This window comes from Sporosarcina sp. FA15 (genome assembly GCF_051550195.1).
GTDB lineage: Bacteria > Bacillota > Bacilli > Bacillales_A > Planococcaceae > Sporosarcina > Sporosarcina psychrophila.
Map to the genome: position 1 here is coordinate 914,327 of NZ_CP188818.1, position 23,291 is coordinate 937,617.

22 protein-coding genes, 1 pseudogene and 1 riboswitch are annotated in these 23,291 nt (G+C 38.9%); of the genes and pseudogenes, 8 read left to right on the top strand and 15 right to left on the bottom strand.

All coding sequences use genetic code 11. The features are described 5' to 3' along the window. Nucleotides 1–9: 9 nt before the first annotated feature. The 5 genes from ACP8HG_RS04385 to ACP8HG_RS04405 are packed head-to-tail and all read right to left on the bottom strand — an operon-like array spanning nt 10 to nt 4,922. Nucleotides 10–732 (bottom strand): amino acid ABC transporter ATP-binding protein, encoded by a 723-nt coding sequence (locus ACP8HG_RS04385; protein WP_067208515.1) that lies wholly within the window; start codon nt 730–732, stop codon nt 10–12. Further along, nucleotides 725–1,384: an amino acid ABC transporter permease gene (locus ACP8HG_RS04390; protein WP_187047547.1), complete on the bottom strand. Its 660-nt coding sequence runs from the start codon at nt 1,382–1,384 to the stop codon at nt 725–727. The genes ACP8HG_RS04385 and ACP8HG_RS04390 overlap by 8 nt, the downstream gene beginning before the upstream one ends. Nucleotides 1,385–1,414: 30 nt before the next feature. After that, nucleotides 1,415–2,200, bottom strand: a complete 786-nt coding sequence (locus ACP8HG_RS04395) for a transporter substrate-binding domain-containing protein (protein WP_354312872.1) — start codon at nt 2,198–2,200, stop codon at nt 1,415–1,417. A gap of 17 nt (nt 2,201–2,217) precedes the next feature. Then, nucleotides 2,218–3,546 (bottom strand): aspartate aminotransferase family protein, encoded by a 1,329-nt coding sequence (locus ACP8HG_RS04400; protein WP_438298249.1) that lies wholly within the window; start codon nt 3,544–3,546, stop codon nt 2,218–2,220. An 11-nt stretch (nt 3,547–3,557) separates the two neighbouring features. After that, on the bottom strand, nt 3,558–4,922 hold the full coding sequence (locus ACP8HG_RS04405; RefSeq protein ID WP_067208524.1) for a sigma 54-interacting transcriptional regulator: 1,365 nt from the start codon (nt 4,920–4,922) through the stop codon (nt 3,558–3,560). Nucleotides 4,923–5,222: 300 nt separating this feature from the next. Here ACP8HG_RS04405 and ACP8HG_RS04410 point away from each other — a divergent pair, with 300 nt between their 5' ends. Continuing rightward, nucleotides 5,223–6,398 (top strand): M20 metallopeptidase family protein, encoded by a 1,176-nt coding sequence (locus ACP8HG_RS04410; protein WP_340741979.1) that lies wholly within the window; start codon nt 5,223–5,225, stop codon nt 6,396–6,398. 130 nt (nt 6,399–6,528) lie between these two features. Next, entirely contained in the window at nt 6,529–7,239 is a 711-nt protein-coding gene (locus ACP8HG_RS04415) for a VOC family protein (RefSeq protein ID WP_438298250.1), read from the top strand. A gap of 127 nt (nt 7,240–7,366) precedes the next feature. Here ACP8HG_RS04415 and ACP8HG_RS04420 read toward each other — a convergent pair whose 3' ends face one another. The 5 genes from ACP8HG_RS04420 to ACP8HG_RS04440 all read right to left on the bottom strand — a co-directional run bounded on the left by ACP8HG_RS04420 (nt 7,367) and on the right by ACP8HG_RS04440 (nt 12,776). Next, nucleotides 7,367–7,762: an SRPBCC family protein gene (locus tag ACP8HG_RS04420; protein ID WP_340741981.1), complete on the bottom strand. Its 396-nt coding sequence runs from the start codon at nt 7,760–7,762 to the stop codon at nt 7,367–7,369. Between the two features lie 330 nt (nt 7,763–8,092). Next, on the bottom strand, nt 8,093–9,352 hold the full coding sequence (locus ACP8HG_RS04425; protein ID WP_187047553.1) for an MFS transporter: 1,260 nt from the start codon (nt 9,350–9,352) through the stop codon (nt 8,093–8,095). A 959-nt stretch (nt 9,353–10,311) separates the two neighbouring features. Continuing rightward, a complete protein-coding gene (locus ACP8HG_RS04430) occupies nt 10,312–10,857 on the bottom strand; it encodes a GDYXXLXY domain-containing protein (protein WP_338652576.1) in 546 nt (181 codons plus the stop codon). Beyond that, the gene (locus tag ACP8HG_RS04435) at nt 10,844–11,935 is read right to left on the bottom strand and encodes a DUF2157 domain-containing protein (protein ID WP_438298251.1); all 1,092 of its coding nucleotides are present in this window, start codon (nt 11,933–11,935) and stop codon (nt 10,844–10,846) included. The genes ACP8HG_RS04430 and ACP8HG_RS04435 overlap by 14 nt, the downstream gene beginning before the upstream one ends. Before the next feature lie 196 nt (nt 11,936–12,131). Next, a complete protein-coding gene (locus tag ACP8HG_RS04440; protein ID WP_067208541.1) occupies nt 12,132–12,776 on the bottom strand; it encodes a 2OG-Fe(II) oxygenase in 645 nt (214 codons plus the stop codon). Nucleotides 12,777–13,252: 476 nt separating this feature from the next. Here ACP8HG_RS04440 and ACP8HG_RS04445 point away from each other — a divergent pair, with 476 nt between their 5' ends. After that, on the top strand, nt 13,253–13,432 hold the full coding sequence (locus ACP8HG_RS04445) for a hypothetical protein (protein WP_340741983.1): 180 nt from the start codon (nt 13,253–13,255) through the stop codon (nt 13,430–13,432). A 112-nt stretch (nt 13,433–13,544) separates the two neighbouring features. On the opposite strand, the gene queE is transcribed toward ACP8HG_RS04445, so the two are convergent. Genes queE through queC form a run of 3 tightly spaced genes read right to left on the bottom strand, consistent with a single transcriptional unit; the run spans nt 13,545 to nt 15,339 of the window. Continuing rightward, the gene (gene queE, locus ACP8HG_RS04450; protein ID WP_067208547.1) at nt 13,545–14,252 is read right to left on the bottom strand and encodes a 7-carboxy-7-deazaguanine synthase QueE; all 708 of its coding nucleotides are present in this window, start codon (nt 14,250–14,252) and stop codon (nt 13,545–13,547) included. Beyond that, nucleotides 14,249–14,674 carry a 6-carboxytetrahydropterin synthase QueD gene (queD, locus tag ACP8HG_RS04455; RefSeq protein ID WP_067208550.1) on the bottom strand — a complete coding sequence of 142 codons (426 nt, stop codon included), beginning with the start codon at nt 14,672–14,674 and terminating at the stop codon, nt 14,249–14,251. Before queD ends, queE begins: the two co-directional genes overlap by 4 nt. Next, nucleotides 14,671–15,339, bottom strand: coding sequence for a 7-cyano-7-deazaguanine synthase QueC (gene queC, locus ACP8HG_RS04460; protein WP_340742598.1), 669 nt, complete (start codon nt 15,337–15,339; stop codon nt 14,671–14,673). The genes queD and queC overlap by 4 nt, the downstream gene beginning before the upstream one ends. A gap of 5 nt (nt 15,340–15,344) precedes the next feature. After that, a riboswitch (PreQ1 riboswitch) is annotated at nt 15,345–15,388 on the bottom strand. Nucleotides 15,389–15,564: 176 nt separating this feature from the next. Here queC and ACP8HG_RS04465 point away from each other — a divergent pair. Continuing rightward, on the top strand, nt 15,565–16,614 hold the full coding sequence (locus ACP8HG_RS04465) for a 2,3-butanediol dehydrogenase (RefSeq protein ID WP_067208552.1): 1,050 nt from the start codon (nt 15,565–15,567) through the stop codon (nt 16,612–16,614). Between the two features lie 234 nt (nt 16,615–16,848). Next, nucleotides 16,849–17,937: a metallophosphoesterase gene (locus ACP8HG_RS04470; protein ID WP_438298252.1), complete on the top strand. Its 1,089-nt coding sequence runs from the start codon at nt 16,849–16,851 to the stop codon at nt 17,935–17,937. Nucleotides 17,938–18,066: 129 nt separating this feature from the next. Here ACP8HG_RS04470 and ACP8HG_RS04475 read toward each other — a convergent pair. Then, nucleotides 18,067–18,411 (bottom strand): annotated as a pseudogene (locus tag ACP8HG_RS04475) (hypothetical protein); the annotation flags it as partial. 31 nt (nt 18,412–18,442) lie between these two features. Further along, nucleotides 18,443–19,270: a C40 family peptidase gene (locus ACP8HG_RS04480; RefSeq protein ID WP_338652568.1), complete on the bottom strand. Its 828-nt coding sequence runs from the start codon at nt 19,268–19,270 to the stop codon at nt 18,443–18,445. A 400-nt stretch (nt 19,271–19,670) separates the two neighbouring features. Between ACP8HG_RS04480 and ACP8HG_RS04485 the strand changes: the two genes are divergently transcribed. From ACP8HG_RS04485 to ACP8HG_RS04495, 3 genes are all read left to right on the top strand, one after another. After that, entirely contained in the window at nt 19,671–20,858 is a 1,188-nt protein-coding gene (locus ACP8HG_RS04485; protein WP_338652567.1) for a branched-chain amino acid ABC transporter substrate-binding protein, read from the top strand. A 142-nt stretch (nt 20,859–21,000) separates the two neighbouring features. Then, nucleotides 21,001–21,987, top strand: a complete 987-nt coding sequence (locus tag ACP8HG_RS04490) for a branched-chain amino acid ABC transporter permease (protein ID WP_187047564.1) — start codon at nt 21,001–21,003, stop codon at nt 21,985–21,987. A 9-nt stretch (nt 21,988–21,996) separates the two neighbouring features. Beyond that, nucleotides 21,997–23,283, top strand: a complete 1,287-nt coding sequence (locus tag ACP8HG_RS04495) for a branched-chain amino acid ABC transporter permease (RefSeq protein WP_067208567.1) — start codon at nt 21,997–21,999, stop codon at nt 23,281–23,283. Nucleotides 23,284–23,291 lie beyond the last annotated feature (8 nt).

Genomic DNA, 23,291 nt, shown 5'->3' on the forward strand with positions numbered 1-23,291 from the left:
TTAATACAATCATAATATCTTCTCTAAAAAGTCTTGTGCACGTTGACTTTTTGGTGCAGAAAAGAATGCGGCAGGGGGGGCGTCTTCAACTAATTGCCCATCGTCCAAAAATAACACGCGATCTGCGACTTCTCGCGCAAATCCCATTTCATGGGTTACAATCGCCATCGTCATACCGGTAAGTGCTAACGATTTAATAACTTCCAGTACTTCCTTCACCATTTCAGGGTCAAGGGCAGAAGTTGGCTCATCGAACAACATCATTTCGGGTGACATTGCCAAAGCTCTTGCAATGGCTACACGTTGTTTTTGTCCGCCCGATAATCGAACTGGATGTTCGTTCTCTTTTTCAGCGAGTCCTACCTTTTTTAATAATTCTCGCCCCTGTTCTTCTGCTACATCCTTAGAAGTTCCTTTGACCATCATCGGTGCATAGATAATGTTTTCAAGAACAGTCTTATGGGGGAAGAGGTTAAATTGTTGAAATACCATTCCAACTTGCTCTCTCACCTTCATAATATTGACCTTGGGATTTGTTACTTCAGCTTCATTCACCCATATATGTCCGCTTGTAGGTGTTTCAAGTAAATTAATGCAACGAAGAAATGTCGATTTTCCAGAACCTGAAGGACCAATAATTGCAATGATTTCCCCTTTTTGAATGGTGGTTGAAATCCCTTTTAACACTTCAACTTTTCCGAAGTTTTTACGAAGATCCTGAATTTTAATCACTTCGTCTCATCCTCCTTTCAACCGCTTTACCAATCAGTGTTAAAACAATTACCATCAGATAATAGATAACACCCGCGAAGATTAGCGATTCAAAATAACGATAAGTATTGCCGCCTACGATATACGATCTTCTCATAATATCTGTTACACCAATGACGGTGACAATCGCAGATTCCTTCGTTAAGGTAATAAATTCATTCATCAAAGCAGGTAAGATGTTTTTCAAAGCTTGCGGTAAAACAATATCCATCATCATTTTCTTATAAGGGATGCCGAGGGCCATTGAAGCTTCCAGTTGCCCTTTATCTACAGCTAAAATACCGGCTCTAATAATTTCAGAAATGTATGCGCCCGAATTAAAACCGAATGCCAAGACAGCTGCAGTATATGCAGTGACTTTAATATCGAATAACTGTGGGGTACCATAATAGATTAAAAGAAGTTGGAGAATCAATGGGGTTCCACGGAAAATGGACGTATAGATGTCCGCAAACCATTTTAGTCCTTTAAATCTCCCAATTTTACATAACGCTAAAAGAATTCCGATTACAAAACCTATAATTGCTGCAACGCCGACAATTTTCAGAGTGACCCCAATTCCTTGTAGAATATAAGGAATTGAGGGGGCAATTTGGGAAAAGTCTAAATTCATGGGCTAACATCCCTTTCTTTCCCGAATGAATTAGTTACTGAACCATTTCAAAACTAGTTTCTCTACTTCACCTTTATCCTGTAATTCCTTGAGGACACGGTCAAATTCAGCAGTTAAATCGCTGTCTTTTTGGAAAGCCATTGATAAACCTAATTTGTGCTCCTCTGGAAGTTCAAAGCTAGACAGTTCCTTATTTGACTCGATATAGCCATTTGCCACTACATCTGCAATGACGATTGCATCAAGATGACCAGATTTGATTTCTTGGAAAAGATCCGGAACGCGGTCACGGCTTTCAACAGAGTAACCATATTGTTCTTCAAGTGATTTCGCACCTTTTTCTTGAACAGATGCCGTTTGAGCACCAATTTTTTTGCCTTTTAGATCTTCCGCGCTATTGATGTTGCTGTCCTTCATCGTAATAACTAGATTTGTAGCTGTAAAATAAGCAGTTGAGAAATCAATTACTTTTTTACGTTCTTCATTGTTGCCATCCATACCTGCAACGACCATATCAATGCTTTTTGCTTGGAGCGCGGGAATTAAACCATTGAAATCCATGTCTTCAATTTCTAATTCATAACCTAGTTCTTTGGCAACCATTTTTGCCAAATCAATATCAAAACCGATGATTTCATCACTTACTGCTGTGTCGACATATTCGAATGGGGGATAATCTGCTGAAGTTCCCATTTTAAGTATCTTCGTATCTGATGCACCTGTTTTCTCACCATCTGCTTCATCTTTGGTTCCACATGCCACAAGTACGCTCATCATTAGAACGAGTAGAAGTGCAATCCCTGACCACTTTTTCATAATAAATCACTCCATTTCTAATTTGTTTTATTTTCAAATTCCGTTAAAGCTTCATCCAATACAGTCAATCCGTCATCGATCTGCTCTTTTGTTATTGTAAGCGGGGGAATCATTCGAATAACTTCACCAGAGTTGCCGCACAAGTAGAACAGTACACCTTTGTGGAGACAACCATCCAGGACAGCCATTACTGCTTCGCCGTCAGGTTCACCCGTTTCTGGATTGCCAAGCTCGATACCAATCATTAAACCAACACCTCTAACGTCATTTATGGTTGGATGTTGTAGTTTCATTTCAAGTAAGCGTTCCACTGCATAGGCGCCCATTGCTGTTGCGTTTTCCAATAGCTTTTCTTCTTTCAACACTTCAAGAGATGCGAGAGCAGCGGAACAAGCGATAGGATTGCCGCCAAAGGTCGTTCCATGTGTGCCGAGCGGCCATTGGTCCATTAGTTCTTTCGAGGCAACAGTAGCGCTAAGCGGAAGCCCTGCGGCAATCCCTTTAGCGATCGCCATGATATCCGGTTTGACATCGAATGTCTGTGCAGCGAACCAATTGCCTGTGCGGCCGAATCCAGTTTGAACTTCATCGAAAATAAGTAGAATGCCATGGCGGTCACAAATTTCCCGAACTTTTTTCAGCCAAGCTTTTGGTGGAATGATGTATCCACCTTCGCCGAGAATCGGTTCGATAATCATACAAGCGACTTCTTCCGGATCTACTTGGTGGTTGAATAGTTTTTTCGCATCTTGCTCAAGTTTTTCAGGGAAGAAGACGTCAGGATCTGCTCCTTCAGGAAGGTATTCAGGCAGTGCATATGGCAACTGATAGGAAAGCCATGTGGGCTGCAAATGTTTCCGGTATTTACTTTTCGATGTTGTCACACTTAATGCGCCCATTGAACGTCCATGGAAACAGCCAGTGAAAGAAACGATATAAGGTCTTCTTGACGTATATTTTGCAAGTTTTAACGCACCTTCAATTGCTTCAGTGCCACTGTTCGCGAAAAAGAAGTTATCGAGTTTTGGTGGTAAAATCGTTTGCAGTTCGGCTGCAAGTTTTAAGATGGATTCGTAGATGATAACACCTGATGGACCATGAATAAGGTGGTCTGCACTATCTTTGATCGCCTGTACGACTTTAGGGTGCCGATGTCCTACGTTCTCGACAGCAATGCCAGAAGTGAAATCTAGGTACCTCTTACCATCAGCGCCGTAATAATAACATCCTTCTGCTTTTACAACAGGTAAGTTCGGGTGATCTTTTGCCATACTTGGTGCGAGAAAGTTTCCAATGTTGTCGACCATATGAAGCCAGTCTTGTTGTTCTCCTATTTTTTGCTGCACAGTAAATCCTCCTACTCAATATCGGTATATTTTTTCAGTTTGCGAACGACAGAAGGTTGGCTTATTCCAAGGAACTTAGCGATTTCAGTCGTTGTACGATAGCGCTCCTGCGCATCCCTTAACACTTTCATTTCAACATCATCTAAAATACTTGGTAGTGTTCGTCCTTCAAGATGAATAATAGACAAGTCATCGTCTGTTTTTTTACGGTATTCTGGAGGCAAGTCTTTTGCCGTGATAATAGGGGAAGTACTTTGGACAACCAACCGTTCGATAACATTTTTGAGTTCGCTATGGTTTCCATGCCAATCAAGAAGTAGTAACTGGTTAAAGACATCATCTGAGAGCTTCTTTGTAGTAGTGTGTGCAATTGAAAACTGACTTAAATAGATGGAAATCAAAGCACTCAAATCTTCTTTACGTTCACGAAGCGGTTTTAAATGAATTGGAACAATATGGAGCATGTAATACAAATCTTGATGGAACTTTTTAACAGCAATTGATTCTGTCAATGCATTTTCAGCTGAGCTAATTAGCCTCACATCAAGTGGAGAAAATGTAGTTGCATTTATAGGGGTAAATCTACGTTCTTTCAGTACATTGGCAACTTTTCCTTGAAGATGAACCGAAAGTTTATCGATTCCCTTTAAATAGAGGGTTCCTTCATGGGCTAACGTCAACAGACCCGTTACCCTTTGCTCGAACTCTCCACCGAACAGTTCACGTTCAAACATCGCTTCCGGCATTGTTTCGCAGTCAATTTCAATGAAAGGTCCATTTTTTCGCTTACTTTCGTTATGAATGAACTTTGCCATTGTTGTTTTCCCAGTTCCTTGTTCTCCATAAAAGATGACAGAAACATCGAGTGCGGCCGCATTCCTAGCGGTTTCATAAGCAATTCGTGTCGTCCTGTTTTCCATCGTCAATCCATCGATTGTAAGATTCTCTTTTCGGAGTAGCGAGAGTTCCTCTTTTGCCAGGGACATTTCATTTTCAAGTTCTTTCATATATTCCTGAATGACGAGAAGTTCGGCTACTTCATAGGAATAACTAAGGACAAATTCAACTTCGCCTGACTCATTAAAGAATGGCACGCCTGTAATAAGTGCTTTTCGTCCAGAAGGGGTAGCTTGTATGACAACTACCTTCTTTTTTTGTAGAAGGACGAGTGGAGTAATAGCTGGAGAGAAAATACCCCTTTTTTCTAAATCATATACGGATTTTCCGAGGAGATCCTCAGCACGTATCCCGTAATAGCGTCCACTAATTTGTGAAGCTTTTACGATAATACCTGCGTGATTAGTAACAATGATATCTTCATCATACGAATCAATAATTTCTTCTTTTGAATTTGGATGTAAGAAAAATCCTGTCATACGACCACCTTTCCTAGAGGTAACAGTATTCAATAATGAATAATTATTTGTTTGTAAATAAAATATACGTTATTATCGGAAGATTAGCAATATATTTTTAACTCATTGGTGAATGTACTAGATACTTGTATTGGCGATGTCGAAAATTATAACATGCATTCAAATGCATTTACAAGTATAATTATACAAATAGGAGATATAAGTACTGAGAAGTTCCTTTTTTCGCTTATCTATGATTAGATACAGGTCAAGTGACTCGTTTATTATTCAGAAATGAATTGAAGGAAAGGGGATTAGATGATGTTAAAAGAAATACTAATCAATAGTATAGAGGAATCTATTGAAGAAATGATTCAGGTGCGTCGTCATTTACATATGCACCCAGAATTATCACATCAGGAAATTGAAACACCAGCCTTCATCGCGAACTACTTGGATGACTTAGGAATCGAAGTGCGCCGGGGAGTTGGGGGGAGAGGTGTGGTAGGAATAATACGCGGAGGAAAGTCGGGGAAAACGATTGCTTTCCGAGCTGATTTCGATGCATTGCCAATCCAGGATGCAAAGGATATCCCGTACCAGTCAACCGTACCGGGCGTTATGCATGCCTGTGGACACGATGGTCATACTGCAGCATTATTAGGCTTTGCAAAAGCGGTAAATGCAGTGAAAGATCAATTGCAAGGAACCATTATCCTCATTCACCAGTTCGGGGAGGAATTGCCGCCAGGTGGGGCGAGAGCCATGATTGCGGATGGTTGTTTAGATGGAGTGGATGCGATTTACGGTGCCCATCTTCAGTCTACTATGGATTCAGGTCATGTTTATGTACGTGACGGTTATTTACAAGCTGGTGAAGATACCGTCAAGATTATTGTAAATGGTTCTGGAGCACATGGGGCAGAACCACAAAAAGGAGCAGATCCAATTTTAGCAGCCAGTCACATCATGGTTGCACTTCAATCCATTGTGAGCCGGAATACAGATCCAATGAAAGAGCTTGTTATTTCAATTGGGAAGTTTCATGCTGGGGATGCAGATAATGTCATTCCAGAAAAAGCAGTGATGGAAGGGACGATTCGTGTTTTTGATGAAGAGTTGCGTACGTTGGCCGGCGAACGTCTGACGGATCTTGCACGTTCTGTGGGTCGCGGACTTGGTTGTGAGGTGGATGTGCAAATTGAAAGAGGGTACGATGCACTTTGGAATCATGCCGAGCAGGTGGACATCGTTCGAAAAGCAGCTTCGGATACATTTGGTAGTGATGCTGTAATTGAAACACAACCGATTATGCCAGTCGAGGACTTTTCCTATTACCTGCAACAAGTTCCAGGTGCCTATTTTTTTGTCGGTGCAAAAATGGAGGATACTAAAAAGGTGTTCCCACATCACCATGAAAAATTTGATTTTCATGAGCCAGCAATGGAAATGATTACTAAGACATTTGCTGGGATTTTGCTTGATTATCAAAAATAGTGAGGGCGTATCAGTTGGATGCAAGACCCATTTAAGGTAATCCGCAATTCCATGCTGGTTATGCAGTTCATTCAACAAGTTGGTTGCGGAATAGAGAACACAAAAAACTATAAAAAGGGATTGTATAGCAATGGAAATCAAAACGGTTGTTTTGTTTACAAAAGATTTAGTACAAATGAAAAATTTCTATATTAATATACTAGGTTTTTCTTTACTGAATGAAGACAAGAATAGCTTCCGAATCGCCATTGGTACAAGCGAATTAGAGTTTTCCACAAAAGTAGTAGAAGGCAATCCCTATTACCACTTTGCATTTAACATACCAGCTAACAAATTTTTTGAAGCAAAATTATGGACGAAAGAAAGAGTAAGTCTATTAGTTGAAGAGGGGAAAGATGAAGTTGAATTTGTTCATTTACCAGCTCATGCGTTGTACTTCTATGACCCAGCCGGTAATATAGTAGAGTTTATTTCGAGACAGTCAGTATCCAAAGATAGTAAGGAAGCATTTTCGATTAAAAGTATTTTAAATATTAGTGAAATCAGTATGACTGTAGATGATGCTATAAGTGTGGGCGAAAAACTTTCCGTTATTGGTGTGACTGAACGTGACAATAATGCAATAAGTACAAACATGCTTAATTTTTTGGGTGATAGAAAGAATGGGGTATTCATTTTATTAACTCAACCAGGAAGGAAGTGGTTATTTTCTGATAAAAAAGCTGCCATCTATCCTCTTGAGATAACATTAACGGATAATAATAAAATAGTAATCAAGCCCGATAATGAAGTACAAACATTTCCGGTTAAGCATGAAAAAACGTCTATAGAGTTGAAATAAAGAATTCTTTTCAATCATATAAACGTTTTGGAACTTTGGAGATGTCTACGCCCACATCGTAATTAAATAAGCTGCCAATCATGTTATTAACTGGTTACTTTTGGTTAATCAACAGGTGTGATTTAAATTAAGAATAGGGAAGTTCTTGATTTTCCAAATATGCGTTTAGATTTGCCAATGAATAGGCGAATCCTTCTTGGTTAAATTCTACTCTTGTTCCGTCAGGTTCAGAGCTTAATTCAATCGAAAAAAGTATTTGATTTGAATCCCAGTAATACGAAAATTTTTGATTTTGCACGACTTCTTTAATCGTAAATTTCATTGTCATGCTCTCTTCTTTTTTAAGATCATTGTATGAACTTGGCCTCAATGTGAAAGTGGCTTGCTCTCCAGCCTTAAAAATGGGTATGTTCCACTTGGAACCTGGAGCATACCAAATTGAAAAAACTTCATCATTGGCAATGGCATTCCAAACTGTTTCTAAATCTTTTTTGATTAATATGGACTTACTGTTAGTCTTCAATATAACAACCTCCGATACATAGTCTCTCAAGTATAAAAAAGGAATGATGGAAACACAAACATATGTCGATGGTCAGATGATCTAACAAAAGATATGATGACTCATGAAAGTAATTGGACAGTAATGGATAATGAAAAGTCGCTTGCAGTCTATGATAATCAAACGTTACAGGGGCATTCGCTTGTAATCCGAAGAAATAGTTACTAAGCCGAGCTGTAGTATCGCCCTTGGTGACGGTAAATACTTTTAATTTTGAATAAAAACAAGAGCCTTCTGGAAAGTATCCCGGAAGGCTCTAACGCATTTTTCATTCAAGTAGGTAAGATGAGATTAATTCCATAACCCTGCTTTTTCAAGTTTCTTTTTACCTCTAAACGCTAAGATGATAAAGACTATATTGAAAACAAGCATTGCAACGATTGTATAAAGTACTAATGTGTAAGTACCAGTTAATTCAAATACAAACCCATATCCAGGTAAAGCTACGATACCCGCAACAGCTAGTCCTAATGCAGCAGTAGAATAAATTTGACTGAATTCTTTATTGCCGAAAAGGGAAGTTGTAAGAATAGGTCCGAGTGTTCCAACCGATGCAGATACAACACCGAAAATCCCGATTGCAATCATAAAAATTGTTGAGTTATCTGCAATCGTAAGCAACATTCCGATTGAAACCAATCCCGTAATCATTGAGAAGATGGCTGTATTTCGTGCGCCAATCTTGTCGCTTAAGAAACCAAAAACGATAGATCCAACTAGCATACCAATCATCCAAATACCTAATGCATTACCGGCGAATTGAACGGAGTAACCAAGACCCATTGCGAATGTGGGAATATGTTGACCAAAGCTAGCAATTGCTGTTATGAAGAAGAAAAAGATAACTAATGCATAAAATGCAGTAGATTTTCTTGCTACAGCAGCAATTACACCTTTATTAGGCTCAACTATAGTTTCACTTGCACCTTTTTTAACTTCGTCCATGCCAATTGGTAGCAGACCTTTTTGTTGAGGTGCCATTCTGATTGTTAAAATAATAATGGGAATAACGATTGCCATTACGACAAGTCCTAATGTAATGTAAGCGGATCTCCAACCGTTGTTAGCAATAAGGTTTCCAACGATAGGTGAGATGATAGCGCCACCTATTCCAACAAATGCCATCATGGCCCCCATTGCTAATCCATTATGTTTTTTAAACCAGTTATTGATCAATACTGGCCCAGCCATTGTTGCAACGAAAACCGAACCAATTGCCATTGGAATAGCGAATAAATACCATCCCCACACTGAATCCATTAAGCCAAACATAGCAAAAGAACCAGCTTGTAAAATTACACCGACAATAAGTAGTAATCTGATGTCATATTTCGCCATCATCTTACCGGCAATCGGTAAAAATAGCATTGTAGCAATTGAAGAAACACTAAAGTATAATGTCAAACTACCCATACCAATTCCTAAGTCCTGAGAAACGGGTGTTAAAAATAATGCACCTGAGCTATTAATTCCACCTCGTGTAAATGCCGCCATAAGTGACACACCGATGAGTAACCACCAGCCAAAGTGAATTTTTTTCTTGTTATTCATTAAGTTAAACCATCCTTTTTTCTTGTACTTTGATCGTTCCGTATATCGAAATGTTCATTACCTTTTTCCACGATAATACTTACAGCCATATTAATTTAACATTAAACTATCTTATGTGTCAATAAGGTGAATTTTTTTAGTTGGTTAGATTTGAACGCAAAAAATTCTAAATAGTAATGTTGAAATAAAGAAATCCATTGGATTGATATGGCACTAGGGGATGCATTATGCCTAATTAGATAAGCTTCTGCGGCGTCATCACTCAGTAAATATTGCAATCCCTCAGTTCAATATTACATGTGTTGATTGGCCAAAGTTAACCAGTAAATGACTGCTTACTCCTTCTTTATAGCATTACTTTTTCGAATGTAAGGCAGTTACACTTGCAACCTTTCTTGAAAAATAGTTGCATTTTTTACTTGAACAATATAGACACGCGGTAAAGGTGTTGTGATCGTTTCGTCCAAAGCGAGCAAGAAATGTTCAAGTGAAAATGTAGACTTTTATGCATTTCTTACAAGTCCTTTATGTAAGAATGTAGTTAATCAACAGATGTGGTTCAATCTGTATGTACATTCGTAACGCGATCATTCCGCGTCTACTTTCACCTTGTGCATTTACCAAGTAGATCTGTATTAAATTTGGGGAATATCCGAACTTGGGTAACAGATGAATCCTTTTCCATTTATGAGTAGCATCCTTTCACTGAATAACTTTTGTACAGAAATCTAAAACATGATTTTGCTATTATCAATGAAAATGGAGACACTAGTACTTGTAACATATAGTGGAATGCCGATTTACTTTGTGGGCTAACCGAACAAGCGGTGTAGATACAATGATGCATTGGGTAACGAGGACATGGTTTTGAATGAATAGCTAAAAAGCACTAAGTACGGAATCTGAATTGATTCCGTGCTTAGTGCTGTTATTGTGAATTTATAGAAGGCGTGTATGCATTATTTAACCGCAGAAATCTCCTGCAAAATCCCATAGCCATTTTTCACTTTCAAGTGCGCCATCAATCGGCCTTTCGCTGATAAATCTTCAAGTTCTTTGCCGGTGTTTTCCGGTACGAAGTAGCGTTCCAAGCCAAAATCGATGGAATGGACGTTAACACCATCAACATTCTGGTAATCATAACTGCTCAGTTTCCCGGTTAAATAGACGCTACCTCTAGGCTTTTTATCAGATAAACTATCCAACACATAGATATCGTCTTGCTTAACAAGTTTTCCGTAAACAGTTAACCCATTGGAATTCACCGACTTGTTGAGTTTGTCCAAAATCACAGTCGAAATTTCATTTTTCGGAACTTCCTCAATTTCATAACGGAGTGTGACATAATCACCGTACAGTAAATCTCTTGGATCTACTGGCACTGTCAGCAATGCTATATCATCTCCGTATGTCAATGTCCATAATGGTTTGACTGTCAGGCCGATTAATAGGAGAAGGGGGACAGTTAGTGCAACAATGAAACCAATACCCTTATTTTTCATCATGTTCATGTGCAATCACCGTTCCTCTCCGAGTTTTCTCGAACCAAAAACCAAAACCGATTAAAATCAAGCCTCCAACGATAAAGAATAACGATTTTGGCATAAAATTATATGACAAATCGGCGTAGAAGCGGAAGATCAATGTGCACACAATAAGAACCGCTGGCAAACTGCCAATCTTCAAGAAGTACAACAGTATTATTGAAAAAATGATTGTGAAAATAATCGCTGCTATTCCTGTATTGTTTGCCGGTATAAAATCCCCCCATGTACTTGGGAAAGTCAGAAACAGCCCCGCCATTCCATAGACTACTGAACCAAGCCATTCGGATGGCAACTGGTATCGGCCAAATGGATAGAAGGCAAGAAACAATCCAAGTGCAAAGAATGTACATAAAATTAGTACTTCATGCAGATCAAAATAAATGAATAAATTGAATGAAAATAGTATAGTCAAAATGACATTGGAAATAAATAAAACTTTGGAATGACCCATCCGTCTTTCATTCATCCAAAATAGTAGCGGAATAATTAGTAGAAGCAGATAAGGTAATTCAACCGTTCCATTCAACACTTTGAAACCGTAAATGATGAAGAATAAGCTAGCAGTCGCAAAAATGAGTTTGTCTTTCAAGTGATAGGCGAGTGGTAAAATACCGAGGCCCCACATGAAGAAATCTGTATAAACACCTTCACCCAGATTAAACATTTGACCAATTAGAAAAATCCCGGCGCCAAACACAAATACACCAATATAATAGAGACTTCGTGAAGTTTTCGGGTAAATATCTTCCATCTTATGACCACCTGCATAAAAGCCGGCTGTCCCAAGGAATAATAGTAAGAACTTCGCAAGTTTCGGTATTTCTTGCCAATTACCTGCGATGAAGCTAAGAATGCCAACGCCGATTAAAATCGCTCCGATGACTAGCAATACCCGTACAAAACTTAGTCGCTCAGTAGGCAAATATTCTGCTAGAAGTTTGCGTGCCTGATTTGTTTCCAATTGTCCTGTTTGTTCCAAAAAGAGGAATTCCTTCTCAAGGATACGGTACTCTGATTTACTAATTTTCCTCTTCATCTCATTGACCTCCGTTTCTTTTAGACTCCCTTATGCTAAGTATACCCGCAATTATTGAGATGCAACAGTTTCCGTTTTTCGTAAATTAAGTACAATGTCCCTTATCTACTCCTTTCTTTTTTCTATTATCATTCCTGCTTTTTTTACAATTTTGATGGAATTTAACAAAATAAAAAGCACTCATATTGAGCGCTTTTTATCTTAATTTTTGTTTTCTCATCCATTGCGTTGCGACCCACTTTTCTCCGGCTATAACTGGTGCTCCACCATGTAAAGTTAACTTGTTTAAATCATCATCACTATAGAAATATTCGAAATAAACTGCCATACCCTTGTGTGGGGTTACTGAGAGATTCAGTTTAGGGAAAAAAGTTTCTCCGCCTTGTTCTACATCATTTAAGTACATAATGAGCGTACTAATTCTATTATTGTTTGCTACTTTACTTGTTGATGAAAAAAAATCATAATGAGCTTTATACTCTTGACCAGGAGTATACTTAAGGATTTGAATTCCCTCTCCGTGTTCAATAGGAATATTCATGATAGTCGCAATTCTCTTTTCGACTCTAGCAACAGTTTCGTTTTCACTTTCACTTTCTTGAAAAAACATACTACTACTTGTTCTCAGTTCATCTATTTCACGAGTCTTCCCAATTTTTGAACGTTGCATTTTGTCCTTTGACAATTTGATTAGTTCATCACATTCTTCGTTACTTAAAACATTACCTAAAATTACTATCAATGGCTCTTCGAATCTAGTGATTATATCAATTTCTCTGTCTGTTTTTATTTTATTTCCAGCGTGATCAAATATAGTTTGTTCTTTATTCTCCGTTATCATCTTCAAACGACCCCTTAAACTATCTAATTTTCAGAACGAGTACGTTTTATCCCGCATTAACGGGCAGTAAGACCCCCACTTCAAGTCTTAAAGGACACAAGAAGAATAAGTGGGGGATCAAATGCCCGTAAAAGCCCGAATGGTTAGGGCCAACGAGGAAGAATTGCAGTTCATTCCTCCCTGTTGGTTACTTAGGCTTTGCCACAGGACGTGGCGCACTTAGCCTAAGTTCTTTAAACAATCAGTGGGGGATGAAGAACCCCCCTCTGATTGAAGATTAACTTTATTGGTAATGATTATACGTGTTAACGGTCTACTTTCACTTCAAATATTTGATTATAAGAGCATGCTCTTATAGTTTCTTCTTTGAATGATTTTATTTTATCATAGAATTTTAACATATCGCAAATTTGGTAACCATTTTAATGTTGGGATCTTTTCGTTAATATTGTGGCTAATAGTGAGGAAATTTAGATGTGGAAAATGACAACGTGTCGGCTCAATCTGTTGTAAAAGTAATAGTTGAAGTGATTTCAATGGGGAGAATGGAAGATTGGAAGGGAACAAAAGAGGACCTTTTATTATTTTTATTGCCTTTACAAACCGATCAATTTAGAAAACTGCCTTCATCGATTTATAGTGAATTTCACAAGTAAAAGAACCAAGTGTCGGATTAGAACAATTCCGACGCTTGGTTCTTTATTAAATCATCTTTATATGTCAAAAATAGAGATGCAATACTGATCACAGAGAAATGAATAAGTCTTATCAGACGCCGCGTTTATTCCCCCATAGCAGAGTATGCAATTGTGGCAACACTTTGGCATCATTCATTATAGGGGAGTGGACTGTTAAATCAATTAACCACTCATATCGTTGTAACAATGTCGAAACGAGAAGTGCATCGTCAGTTGTCGTCGTATCGTCATTTCCTGTCTGTAGAAAGAAAGGAAACGCCGGATATCGCAGATGGACCTCTTCCGCAAACTTGAAATCCTTTTCATCGAAAATGACGACTTTCAAAGTAGCAGTCGTTTCAATCAGTTTCTCCATGAACGTATCCAGTTTACTGAAATCCGTCACCATCCCTGAACTTGGTGGTTTTGGGGAAAGCGTGATGTCATCAATTTTCAATAACCAATCCTGCCAAAAAGAAGCTTGCGTTTCAACTGCGACCTTCCAACCTTGTTCGTGGCACAAATCGACAAGTTCCCCAATTCCTTTATGAAGGGCAGGGTTCCCACCTGAAATTGTGACATGTGAAAATGACTGTCCGCCTATTGCTTTAAGTTCATCTATGATTTCTGCCGGCTGTTTCGAAGTGCTTTTTCCCGAACCGTCCCAAGTAAAACTGGAATCGCACCAAGAACAAGAATAATCACATCCAGCTGTTCGAACAAACATCGTCTTTAACCCCATGACCATTCCTTCGCCTTGAATAGTCGGACCGAATACTTCCATAACAGGAATCTTCATAGGACTACCTCCTGTTCAGGACGATAGATGACATAGCTAGTCGGCGTTTCTCGGACTATGACTTGAAGGCAGACAGGCTTGTTGTTTCTAGTTAGAAGAACTTCCTGGATTGATTTGCAAACCTGTTCTGCCAATTTCTCGGTCGTCGGGAAATTGTTCTTAAATTCAGGATGATCATTCAACACAGAATGATCGTATTTATCATGAATGAGGTTTTTGAGTTCCTTGAAATCAATCAGGAAACCGATTGAATCCAGTTCATTTCCTCCAATTGTTATGTTTAAGTAATACGTATGACCGTGCATTACTTGGCATTTTCCAGCATCTTCGCTTGGAATGAAATGTGCCGCAGAAAAATGCATGTCTTTGTTTAATTCAAAACGATATGAATGCTGAACTTGCGGATAAAATTGCTGCATCATTCAGAGACACCTACAGACTTTTTAGATAAATAGGTAGCGAGACCGTCATTCCGTAACACACAGGCAGGACATTTCCCGCAGCCTGTACTCGGAACTCCGTTGTAGCAAGTAAGTGTCTTGTTCTGCACAAAGTCGAACGCACCAAGTTCGTCAGACAAAGCCCAAACTTCGGACTTATCGAGCCACATCAAAGGCGTATGGATGACAAACCGCCCGTCCATAGCTAAATTCAGTGTCACATTCAACGATTTTATAAAATTGTCACGGCAATCAGGATAACCGCTAAAATCCGTTTCACTGACACCCGTAATTAAGTGCCGAGCACCAATCGCATCTGCATAGACCGCGGCAAATGACAGGAATAAATGATTCCTGCCTGGAACGAAAGTCGACGGCAATTCACCTTCTACTTCATTCACTTCGATATCATCTCGCGTCAAGGCATTTGCTGACAGTTGGTTGATCAAATTCATATCCAGTACTTTAAACGATACCCCAAGCTCATCTGCAATTTTTCTAGCACACTCGATTTCCTCCGAATGGCGCTGACCATAGTCAAACGTCACCGTAGCAACTTCACGGAAATTTTTCAATGCCCAAAACAGGCATGTCGTACTATCTTGGCCGCCGCTAAAGACGACAACCGCTTTTTCATTTTTCACTATAAAACATCTCCTTAGTTTTTTAGAGAGGGAGTTTTCGAACCTCTTTTTTTGAACAACGTTAATGATAACATAAATAGGTGATGGAAGGGATTAGAAGAGGGGTTTGGAAACAGTTGCGCACACAATTCTTATAATACAATCCGCGTATTATAAGTCTATCGTTTAATGAATTGTTTAATTAGGTGTATGATAACTATGCAAACAACTTAAGGAGATGAATTATCAATGAGAGCAGCAGTATGGTATAAAGCCAATGATATTCGTGTTGAAGAGCGTGAAGTGAAAGAAGTTCTTGCAAATGATGTAAAAGTACGAGTGGCATGGACTGGTATTTGCGGCAGTGACTTGCATGAATACCATGAAGGCCCAGTATTAATTCCAGGAAATGGTCCGGATCCATTGACAAACCAGGAAGCGCCACTAACGTTAGGGCATGAGTTTTCAGGTATTGTTGAGGAAGTTGGTTCTGATGTGACACGCTTTAAAGCAGGAGATCGTGTCGTTATCAATCCGTTGATTACATATGGCAATAAATCGTCTGAGTATGATATATATGATGGCTTCACGTTTGTTGGACTAGGTTCTGACGGTGGATTTGCAGACTTTGCAGTCGTATCTGAGAAAAACGTTTATGCACTTCCGAAAGGTTTATCTCTTGAAGAAGGCGCACTTGTAGAACCGATGGCAGTTACTGTACAGGCCGTGAAAGAAGGCGGATTGCAAGCTGGTCAAACGGTTGCTGTATTTGGTGCTGGCCCGATTGGATTATTGACAATCATTGCTGCAAAAGCACAGGGTGCTAACAAAATTGTTGTATTTGACTTGTCTGAAGAGCGCTTGGAAAAGGCGTTGGCAGTAGGAGCTACACATGTGTTCAACTCAGGTAAAGTGAATCCTTTGGAAGTTGGAAAAGAGATTGAACCTGAAGGCTTTGATGTCTCGTTCGAGGTAGCTGGCGTAGAAATTACGTTGAACCAGGCAATTAAAATCACAAAAACGAGGGGGACGGTTGTTATTGTATCTATATTCCCGAAACCAGTTTCCTTCTCACCAATGGATTTAACGGCTTCCGGTATTAAAATTACATCAACACTAGCTTATGAGCCTGCAGTATTCCAGAAAACAATTGATATGATGGATTCTGGCGAAATTAACCCTAAAGAAATTATTACGAGCCGTATTGAGCTTGAAGAGCTTGTTGAAAAAGGTTTTGATGCGTTAACGAATGACAAAACGCAAGCGAAGATTCTTGTTAAATTGAGCGGCGAACAATAATACGAAAGAATAGTTAAAAGTAAAGTACCCTGGTTGCATCTTTGGATGTTACTTAGGTACTTTTTTTAGGTGAATACCGTGGCGGACTAGGTTTATCTATCGCAAAAATAATCATTGATCTTCATGGCTAAAAAAACTATACAAAGCGAGAAGGGGAAGGGAACAATTTTTACGGTTACCATTACTCTCTAACTTTGTTCGGTAATTGATGTGATAAAGTGAGGGAAACAACAGATGTCATTTACAACTATTTTATTAATTTTGCTCGTCTTAGTGATCTATTTACTGTTATGTTTTTATATCGGATACAATGGCTGGGTATGGCTGAAAACAACGCAATTTGCTGCCTTCAAGAAAACCTATATAATGCTCATGATCTTACTTAGTTTGTCCTTTTTCATCGGACGGTTTTGGTCATGGATACCTATCCAATTCATCGGCGGATTTTGGCTCGTGATTTTTGGCTATAGTTTACTATTATTACCTTTGATCAATCTCGCGATCTGCTTATTGAAAAAGAAATGGATTTTTCAAATCGGATTAGGGACGATATTATTCTTTGTTGTTGTGCTTATCTACGGTTCGTACAATGCTTGGAGTCCCGTTGTCACAACGTATGAGGTAGCTATTGATAAACCAGCTACAGAAAAAGAGTTAAAACTTGTCGTTGTATCCGATCTTCATCTCGGAAGCATTGTCGGTGAAAAGCATTTGGAACGTTTAGTTGCCGAAATTGAGGTATTACGCCCCGATCTAATCTTAATTCCTGGTGATATTATCGATGACTACATTGCTCCATACCTGGATAAAGAGATGGGGAAAATATTAGGGAAACTTCATGCACCACTTGGCGTTTACGCAGTACCTGGGAATCATGATTATTATGGCAATGATGTTGATCAATTAGTTATCGAAATGGATAAAATCGGCATCCATGTACTAGCAGACGAAACAGCACTCGTTTCCGATGACTTTTACATCATTGGTCGAAAAGATCTGGCGGCAAAGAGTAGGATTACAACAACTGCATTAGTTGCCGACTTAGACCAAAACAAACCAATGATTATGATGGACCACCAGCCCGTTGAATTTGACGAGGCAAGTGACAGTGGCATCGATTTACTGTTATCGGGACATACGCATAGAGGTCAACTATTTCCAGCTAATCTAATTACTCGATGGATTTTTGAAAATCATTATGGCCACATAATGAAAGGTCAGCTTCACTCAATCGTAACTTCTGGTTTTGGTACATGGGGCCCCCCTCTTAGAATCGGTAGCCGTGCTGAAATCGTTGAAATCAATCTCAAATTCCAGAAATGAAACGCAAAATAACAGGAGACATTGAGACATTGAGACATTGAGACAATGGCAAGCTGAAAGTTGGGGTTCTTTACAAAAAGGAAAAAACAGCTGAAAGAAAAGGATTTCCTTTTCTTTCAGCTGTTTTACTTATGGGTATTTGTTTTCAAAATCACAGTCTTTCAATGGAATCAATTTTGATTTGTGTTCTACTTTATAGACTAGCCAAACGATTAAGAACAATAGTAAACCGACGTAGGGAATGACTACGCTATTCCAATCAATTCCGCTACCCATGAAAGCTTGAAAGTTTTGATCTAAAATAATGAAAATACATAGAAATAGCACCAATAATGGACCAAGCAGGAACCATTTTGTACGATTTGGAAGCTCTTTTATTTCGTGCGCCAAGTCCCAAAGAACGCGAGTGGACGTATACATGCCAGAGTTACCTGCAGATAATACGGCTGTTAGAATAATCGCATTCATAACGGATTCCATTGGTTTTACGAGTCAGGGTTTCTTTTTACAGCCGTTTAAAACTATCAAATTTTGATTTCCAGTAGCTGTTACTTAAGCTTGTTACTTGCGACTGCTTGCCCCCAGCATGCACGAACTTATTATTGCCAATATAAATGCCGACGTGTGAAATGCCTTTACGATATGTATTTTTGAAAAAGACCAAATCACCTGGTTTGGGCGAGGTTACTTTCTTCGATTGCGCAAATTGGCTAAGCGTGGTGCGTGAGATTTTTTTCCCTGATTGTTTGAAAGCATATTGTACGAAACCACTACAGTCAAAGCCGTTTTTTGTCGTCCCGCCAAATAGGTAGGGTATAAACCTTAGCTTCATTGCCTGATCAACAACGTTTTGAGAAGCAGTGGATGATTTGGAAGTTGATTTGTTTGCACTTGTTAAAAGAGAACTAAGTATCCATCCGGATGTTTTGTTAACTTTTACGTGAAACCAAACATCGTTCCCCAACTTTTTTTGCTGTGAAACAGTTAACGTCGTCCCTTTTTTTACCTTAGCAACAACCTTATTTGTTGTACCAGCAGCGGAACGCACATTGACATTGGATTTTGTCTTAAAGGTTCCCTTTTTTGCTGAAATGCCGTTAGACGCTGAATTGGTTTTCTTAGCTGATGTTTGTAAGATTTGATTTGGATAGAGTGAATCTGACGTTAAGTTATTCCATTTTTTTAGATTGGTTATGGATACCTTGCTTGATTTTGAAATGTTCCATAGTGACTCCCCATTTTTAACTGTATGCGTGCTCGCTTCTACATCGCTATTTGCTATTCCGAATACTAAAGTGCCTGCTAAAAGTAGTGAACATGCAATTTTTCTCATTATGTATTTCAGCCACCTTTTCTATTAATCATTGACTGGTCAATGCCTATACGTTTAATAGTAGAGAACTGAATATGCAAGTACAACAGCAATTTGATTACAGATTCATTACGCGTCCGTAAAAATAACGGGATATCTTGGACTTGCATCCAACTTTAGTTAACATTTGCCGTAGGTAGCTTAAATCATAGACTTCTCTCGGTTCACTGGTTGAACTGGGGAGAGGTTTTTTTATTGAATATGGCACAAAACAAACATTCATTTGTGGATTTCTCATTATTGTGCTTAACTGGAACTAAATTCCTGAAAATGAAAATGAATAATCTGTCCTAATTCTTGTTTCTAATCAATATACATATACAAAGGCTTGTACTTCAATTAAGAAGAATGGGGGGTCAACATGAAGGTCAAAAAATCTTTAGCTTTATTGTTAGCGGGAGTTTTGGTGGTAGGTATGTTAGTGGGCTGTGGTTCAAAGCCCAAAACGACTGGGGGAAAAGATTTACCGATTATTAAAATCGCTACTCAGACACCACTATCAGGAGGTAGTGCCGCAATTGGAGAAGTAATTAAGCTAGGTGCACAGCTTGCATTAGACGACCAAAAGGAAAAGTTTAAAGAATTAGGATTTGAGTTGCAACTCGTCCCTTTCGATGACCAAGCCGATCCCAAAAAAGGGGTGGCCAATGCTCAATTAATAGGTGCAGATAAATCTATATTCGCAGTTGTCGGTCACTTCAACTCAGGTGTTGCTATCCCATCTTCAGAAGTATATGAAAAATACAGTATTCCAATGGTTTCACCAGCCAACTCAGCAACTGAAGTTACAGATAGAGGATTAAAAACAGTGAATCGTATTGTTGCTCGAGATGATTCTCAAGGTCCAGCAGGGGCTGATTATGCAGTTAACACTTTAAAAGTAAAGAAAATCTTTATCGTTCAAGATAAAACAGCATACGGTACGGGGCTTGCGAAAGCCTTCGAAAAAGGTGCTGAAGATGCAGGAGCTGAAATTCTTGGGTTTGAAGGGATTACGCTTGGAGAGAAAGATTTTAATGGAGTTCTAAACCAAATCCTTTCTAAGAAACCAGATCTAGTATACTTCGGGGGAATCTACGCAGAAGGCGGGCTATTAATAAAACAAGCGAGAGAAAAAGGTATTGATATCCCGATTATGGGTGGAGACGGATTAGATTCTTCTACACTCGTTGAAATTGCTGGAGATGCAATTAAAAATACGTACATTACTACTCTAGCAGGAGATCCTGCTGAATCAGAAGCTGGAAAAGAGTTTATGGAAAGGTACAAAGAAATTAACAATCGTGATGCAGAAGCATACTCAGTATACGGCTATGACACTATGGGAGTGGTATTAAAAGGTATCGAGAATGCAATTACAGCAAATAATAATAAATTGCCGACACGCGAGCAAGTAAGAGATGCTGTTCGTGGAATAAAAGATTATCAAGGTGTGTTGACAACAGTAAGCTTTGATGACATTGGCGACAATAAGTATGCAAAAGTATTTATTTTTAATTATAAAGAAGCTAGTTATCCACCGCAATTAGAAGGTGAAGTCGAAAATTAAGTAGCTTGGAAGGGTACGATTCATTTTGACTGTCTAGCTCCAGGCGCCAGCTCCTCGGTCATAAGTCAGACCGGCTTATGTCTGTCGGAGCTGTGCGGCGCCTTGCGCTTTCTTTTATACACCTTGGACAAGGAGGTAGCTTATGCTGAACGAAATAATACAAACGATCCCGCAAGTCTTGATTGATGGCCTTGCCCTAGGAACTGTGTATGCTGTAATTGCTTTAGGGTACACAATGGTTTATGGGATATTAGAATTAATTAACTTTGCACACGGGGAAATCTTTATGACAGGTGCTTTTATTGGGACAGCCCTATTAATCTTTATGACAGGCACTGGATGGGGGGCGGCGCTACCTGCCATTGTTATGCTAATTATTGTACTCATTGTAACTGCTTTCCTTACAGGTTTTTTGGGGATGGGTATTGAAAGATTGGCATATAGACCATTACGCAATGCACCTAGATTAATCCCGCTTATTACAGCGATTGGCATTTCATTTTTATTACAAGATATTGTAAGATTCATAGCAGAATTAACAAAAGGAAACTACATTGTAACGGGACCTAGTCTTTTTACAGAACAAGTTTTGATTAAAACTTCTTCCATAAGTTCCATTTTTAATGATGCATCTATAAAAACATCATTTATTATTGTGTTAGTTACAGCGGTAATTATGATGATTGCTCTAGATATATTTGTGAATAGGACAAGATGGGGAATGGCGATGCGGGCTGTTGCACAAGATCGAGAAACAGCTTCCTTGATGACAGTAAATGTGAATAAAGTTATTTCAATAACCTTTTTTGTAGGATCTGCTCTTGGGGGCGCAACGGGGGTATTATTTGCTGTACAATACGGAACCATAGATCCTTATATTGGATTTATTCTTGGGTTGAAGGCATTTACCGCGGCAGTAATAGGGGGCATAGGAAATATTCGTGGCGCAATGATTGGCGGTTTACTACTTGGGGTATTAGAAATGTTTGCATCTGCTAATTTAACACTTTTAACTGGTGGAGTATTTGGTGCCGAATACAAAGATGTGTTTGCGTTTGCGATATTGATCATCGTGTTACTTTTTAAACCGGAGGGCTTATTAGGCAAACCGGTCACTGAGAAAGTGTAGGTGAGAAGATTGAAAACTCTATGGAAAAAATATGAACAAAACAAACTTGCGCATGGAATCTTTCTTCTAATTTACATCGGAGTTACATCACTAAGTTTATATACGGCACAGAAGTCAGTTGCCGCCTTTCTACTTCTATTAACTTCGTTATTACTACTATATTTTACAAAGTTTACTAATCTCACAAAATGGTTGATAGCGGGTTTTGTACTAGTGTTTTTACTGCCGTTCACAGCTAGTAATGGTGATGCTTATCAATCTTACATGGAAGTTTCGACACTTGTTGGTATCTATATTGCTATGGCTTTAGGATTAAATATTGTAGTTGGTATGGCTGGGCTTCTTGATTTGGGTTTTGTAGCATTTTTCGCAGTTGGGGCATACACATATGGTATTTTTGCTACAGCGCAAGCATCTAATTTTATGCCATTTGGAACTTTCCCTTTATCGGGAGAAAGCTTTTGGCTATTTATTATCATAGGTGGATTGGTAGCTGCGTTGTTTGGAATTCTACTTGGAATTCCAGTTCTCCGGGTTAAGGGAGATTATCTAGCTATTGTTACGTTAGGTTTTGGAGAGATCATTAGAATTATATTTAATAATCTAGATCGCCCCATTAATATAACAAACGGTGCAATGGGAATTTCTTCCGTAACTCCACCTAGATTATTTGGGATCGATTTCCTATATCCTAGCCAATTTTATTACATTGTACTTGTTCTCCTATTTTTCACGATCTTTACAGTTCGTCGTTTTGAACACTCCAAAATAGGGCGTTCGTGGAAGGCTGTTAGGGAAAATGAAATAGCTGCTCAAGCTATGGGTGTACCTTTAGTTCGGACAAAACTAATGGCGTTTGCGATTGGTGCTACCTTCTCAGGGATGATGGGTGTCGTCTTTGCTGCTAAACAAGCATTTGTAGACCCTACAAGCTTTACACTACTTGAGTCAATTACGATATTAGTAATGGTGGTTTTGGGTGGTATGGGAAGTGTCCCGGGCGTTATTCTTGGGGCGGCCGTTATGACGATTCTGAATCTCCAAGTATTGACGGAAATGACAAATTGGTTAAATCAACTAAGCTTGTCGGGGATAATTTCGATTCCATATGCATTATCACCAGCTAAAATGCAACGTTTCATATTTGGAGCCCTATTAATCCTCTTTGCTTTATATAGACCAAAGGGACTCTTGCCAGCAAAAAACCGTATATTTATCGAAAAGGATTTACAAGGAGTAAATAGGAAAGCTAAGTTAGTAACAACGCAGGAACAATCGGAAAATGAGAAGCTGTAGCAGAAGGG

Excerpts from the sequence above, each read along its gene's own strand:
- ACP8HG_RS04390 (WP_187047547.1), bottom strand. The coding sequence starts at position 1,384 with ATGAATTTAGACTTTTCCCAAATTGCCCCCTCAATTCCTTATATTCTA.
- ACP8HG_RS04395 (WP_354312872.1), bottom strand. The coding sequence starts at position 2,200 with ATGAAAAAGTGGTCAGGGATTGCACTTCTACTCGTTCTAATGATGAGC.
- ACP8HG_RS04405 (WP_067208524.1), bottom strand. The coding sequence starts at position 4,922 with ATGACAGGATTTTTCTTACATCCAAATTCAAAAGAAGAAATTATTGAT.
- ACP8HG_RS04410 (WP_340741979.1), top strand. The coding sequence starts at position 5,223 with ATGTTAAAAGAAATACTAATCAATAGTATAGAGGAATCTATTGAAGAA.
- ACP8HG_RS04415 (WP_438298250.1), top strand. The coding sequence starts at position 6,529 with ATGGAAATCAAAACGGTTGTTTTGTTTACAAAAGATTTAGTACAAATG.
- ACP8HG_RS04425 (WP_187047553.1), bottom strand. The coding sequence starts at position 9,352 with ATGAATAACAAGAAAAAAATTCACTTTGGCTGGTGGTTACTCATCGGT.
- ACP8HG_RS04430 (WP_338652576.1), bottom strand. The coding sequence starts at position 10,857 with ATGATGAAAAATAAGGGTATTGGTTTCATTGTTGCACTAACTGTCCCC.
- ACP8HG_RS04435 (WP_438298251.1), bottom strand. The coding sequence starts at position 11,935 with ATGAAGAGGAAAATTAGTAAATCAGAGTACCGTATCCTTGAGAAGGAA.
- ACP8HG_RS04440 (WP_067208541.1), bottom strand. The coding sequence starts at position 12,776 with ATGATAACGGAGAATAAAGAACAAACTATATTTGATCACGCTGGAAAT.
- queE (WP_067208547.1), bottom strand. The coding sequence starts at position 14,252 with ATGAAGATTCCTGTTATGGAAGTATTCGGTCCGACTATTCAAGGCGAA.
- queD (WP_067208550.1), bottom strand. The coding sequence starts at position 14,674 with ATGATGCAGCAATTTTATCCGCAAGTTCAGCATTCATATCGTTTTGAA.
- ACP8HG_RS04465 (WP_067208552.1), top strand. The coding sequence starts at position 15,565 with ATGAGAGCAGCAGTATGGTATAAAGCCAATGATATTCGTGTTGAAGAG.
- ACP8HG_RS04470 (WP_438298252.1), top strand. The coding sequence starts at position 16,849 with ATGTCATTTACAACTATTTTATTAATTTTGCTCGTCTTAGTGATCTAT.
- ACP8HG_RS04480 (WP_338652568.1), bottom strand. The coding sequence starts at position 19,270 with ATGAGAAAAATTGCATGTTCACTACTTTTAGCAGGCACTTTAGTATTC.
- ACP8HG_RS04485 (WP_338652567.1), top strand. The coding sequence starts at position 19,671 with ATGAAGGTCAAAAAATCTTTAGCTTTATTGTTAGCGGGAGTTTTGGTG.
- ACP8HG_RS04490 (WP_187047564.1), top strand. The coding sequence starts at position 21,001 with ATGCTGAACGAAATAATACAAACGATCCCGCAAGTCTTGATTGATGGC.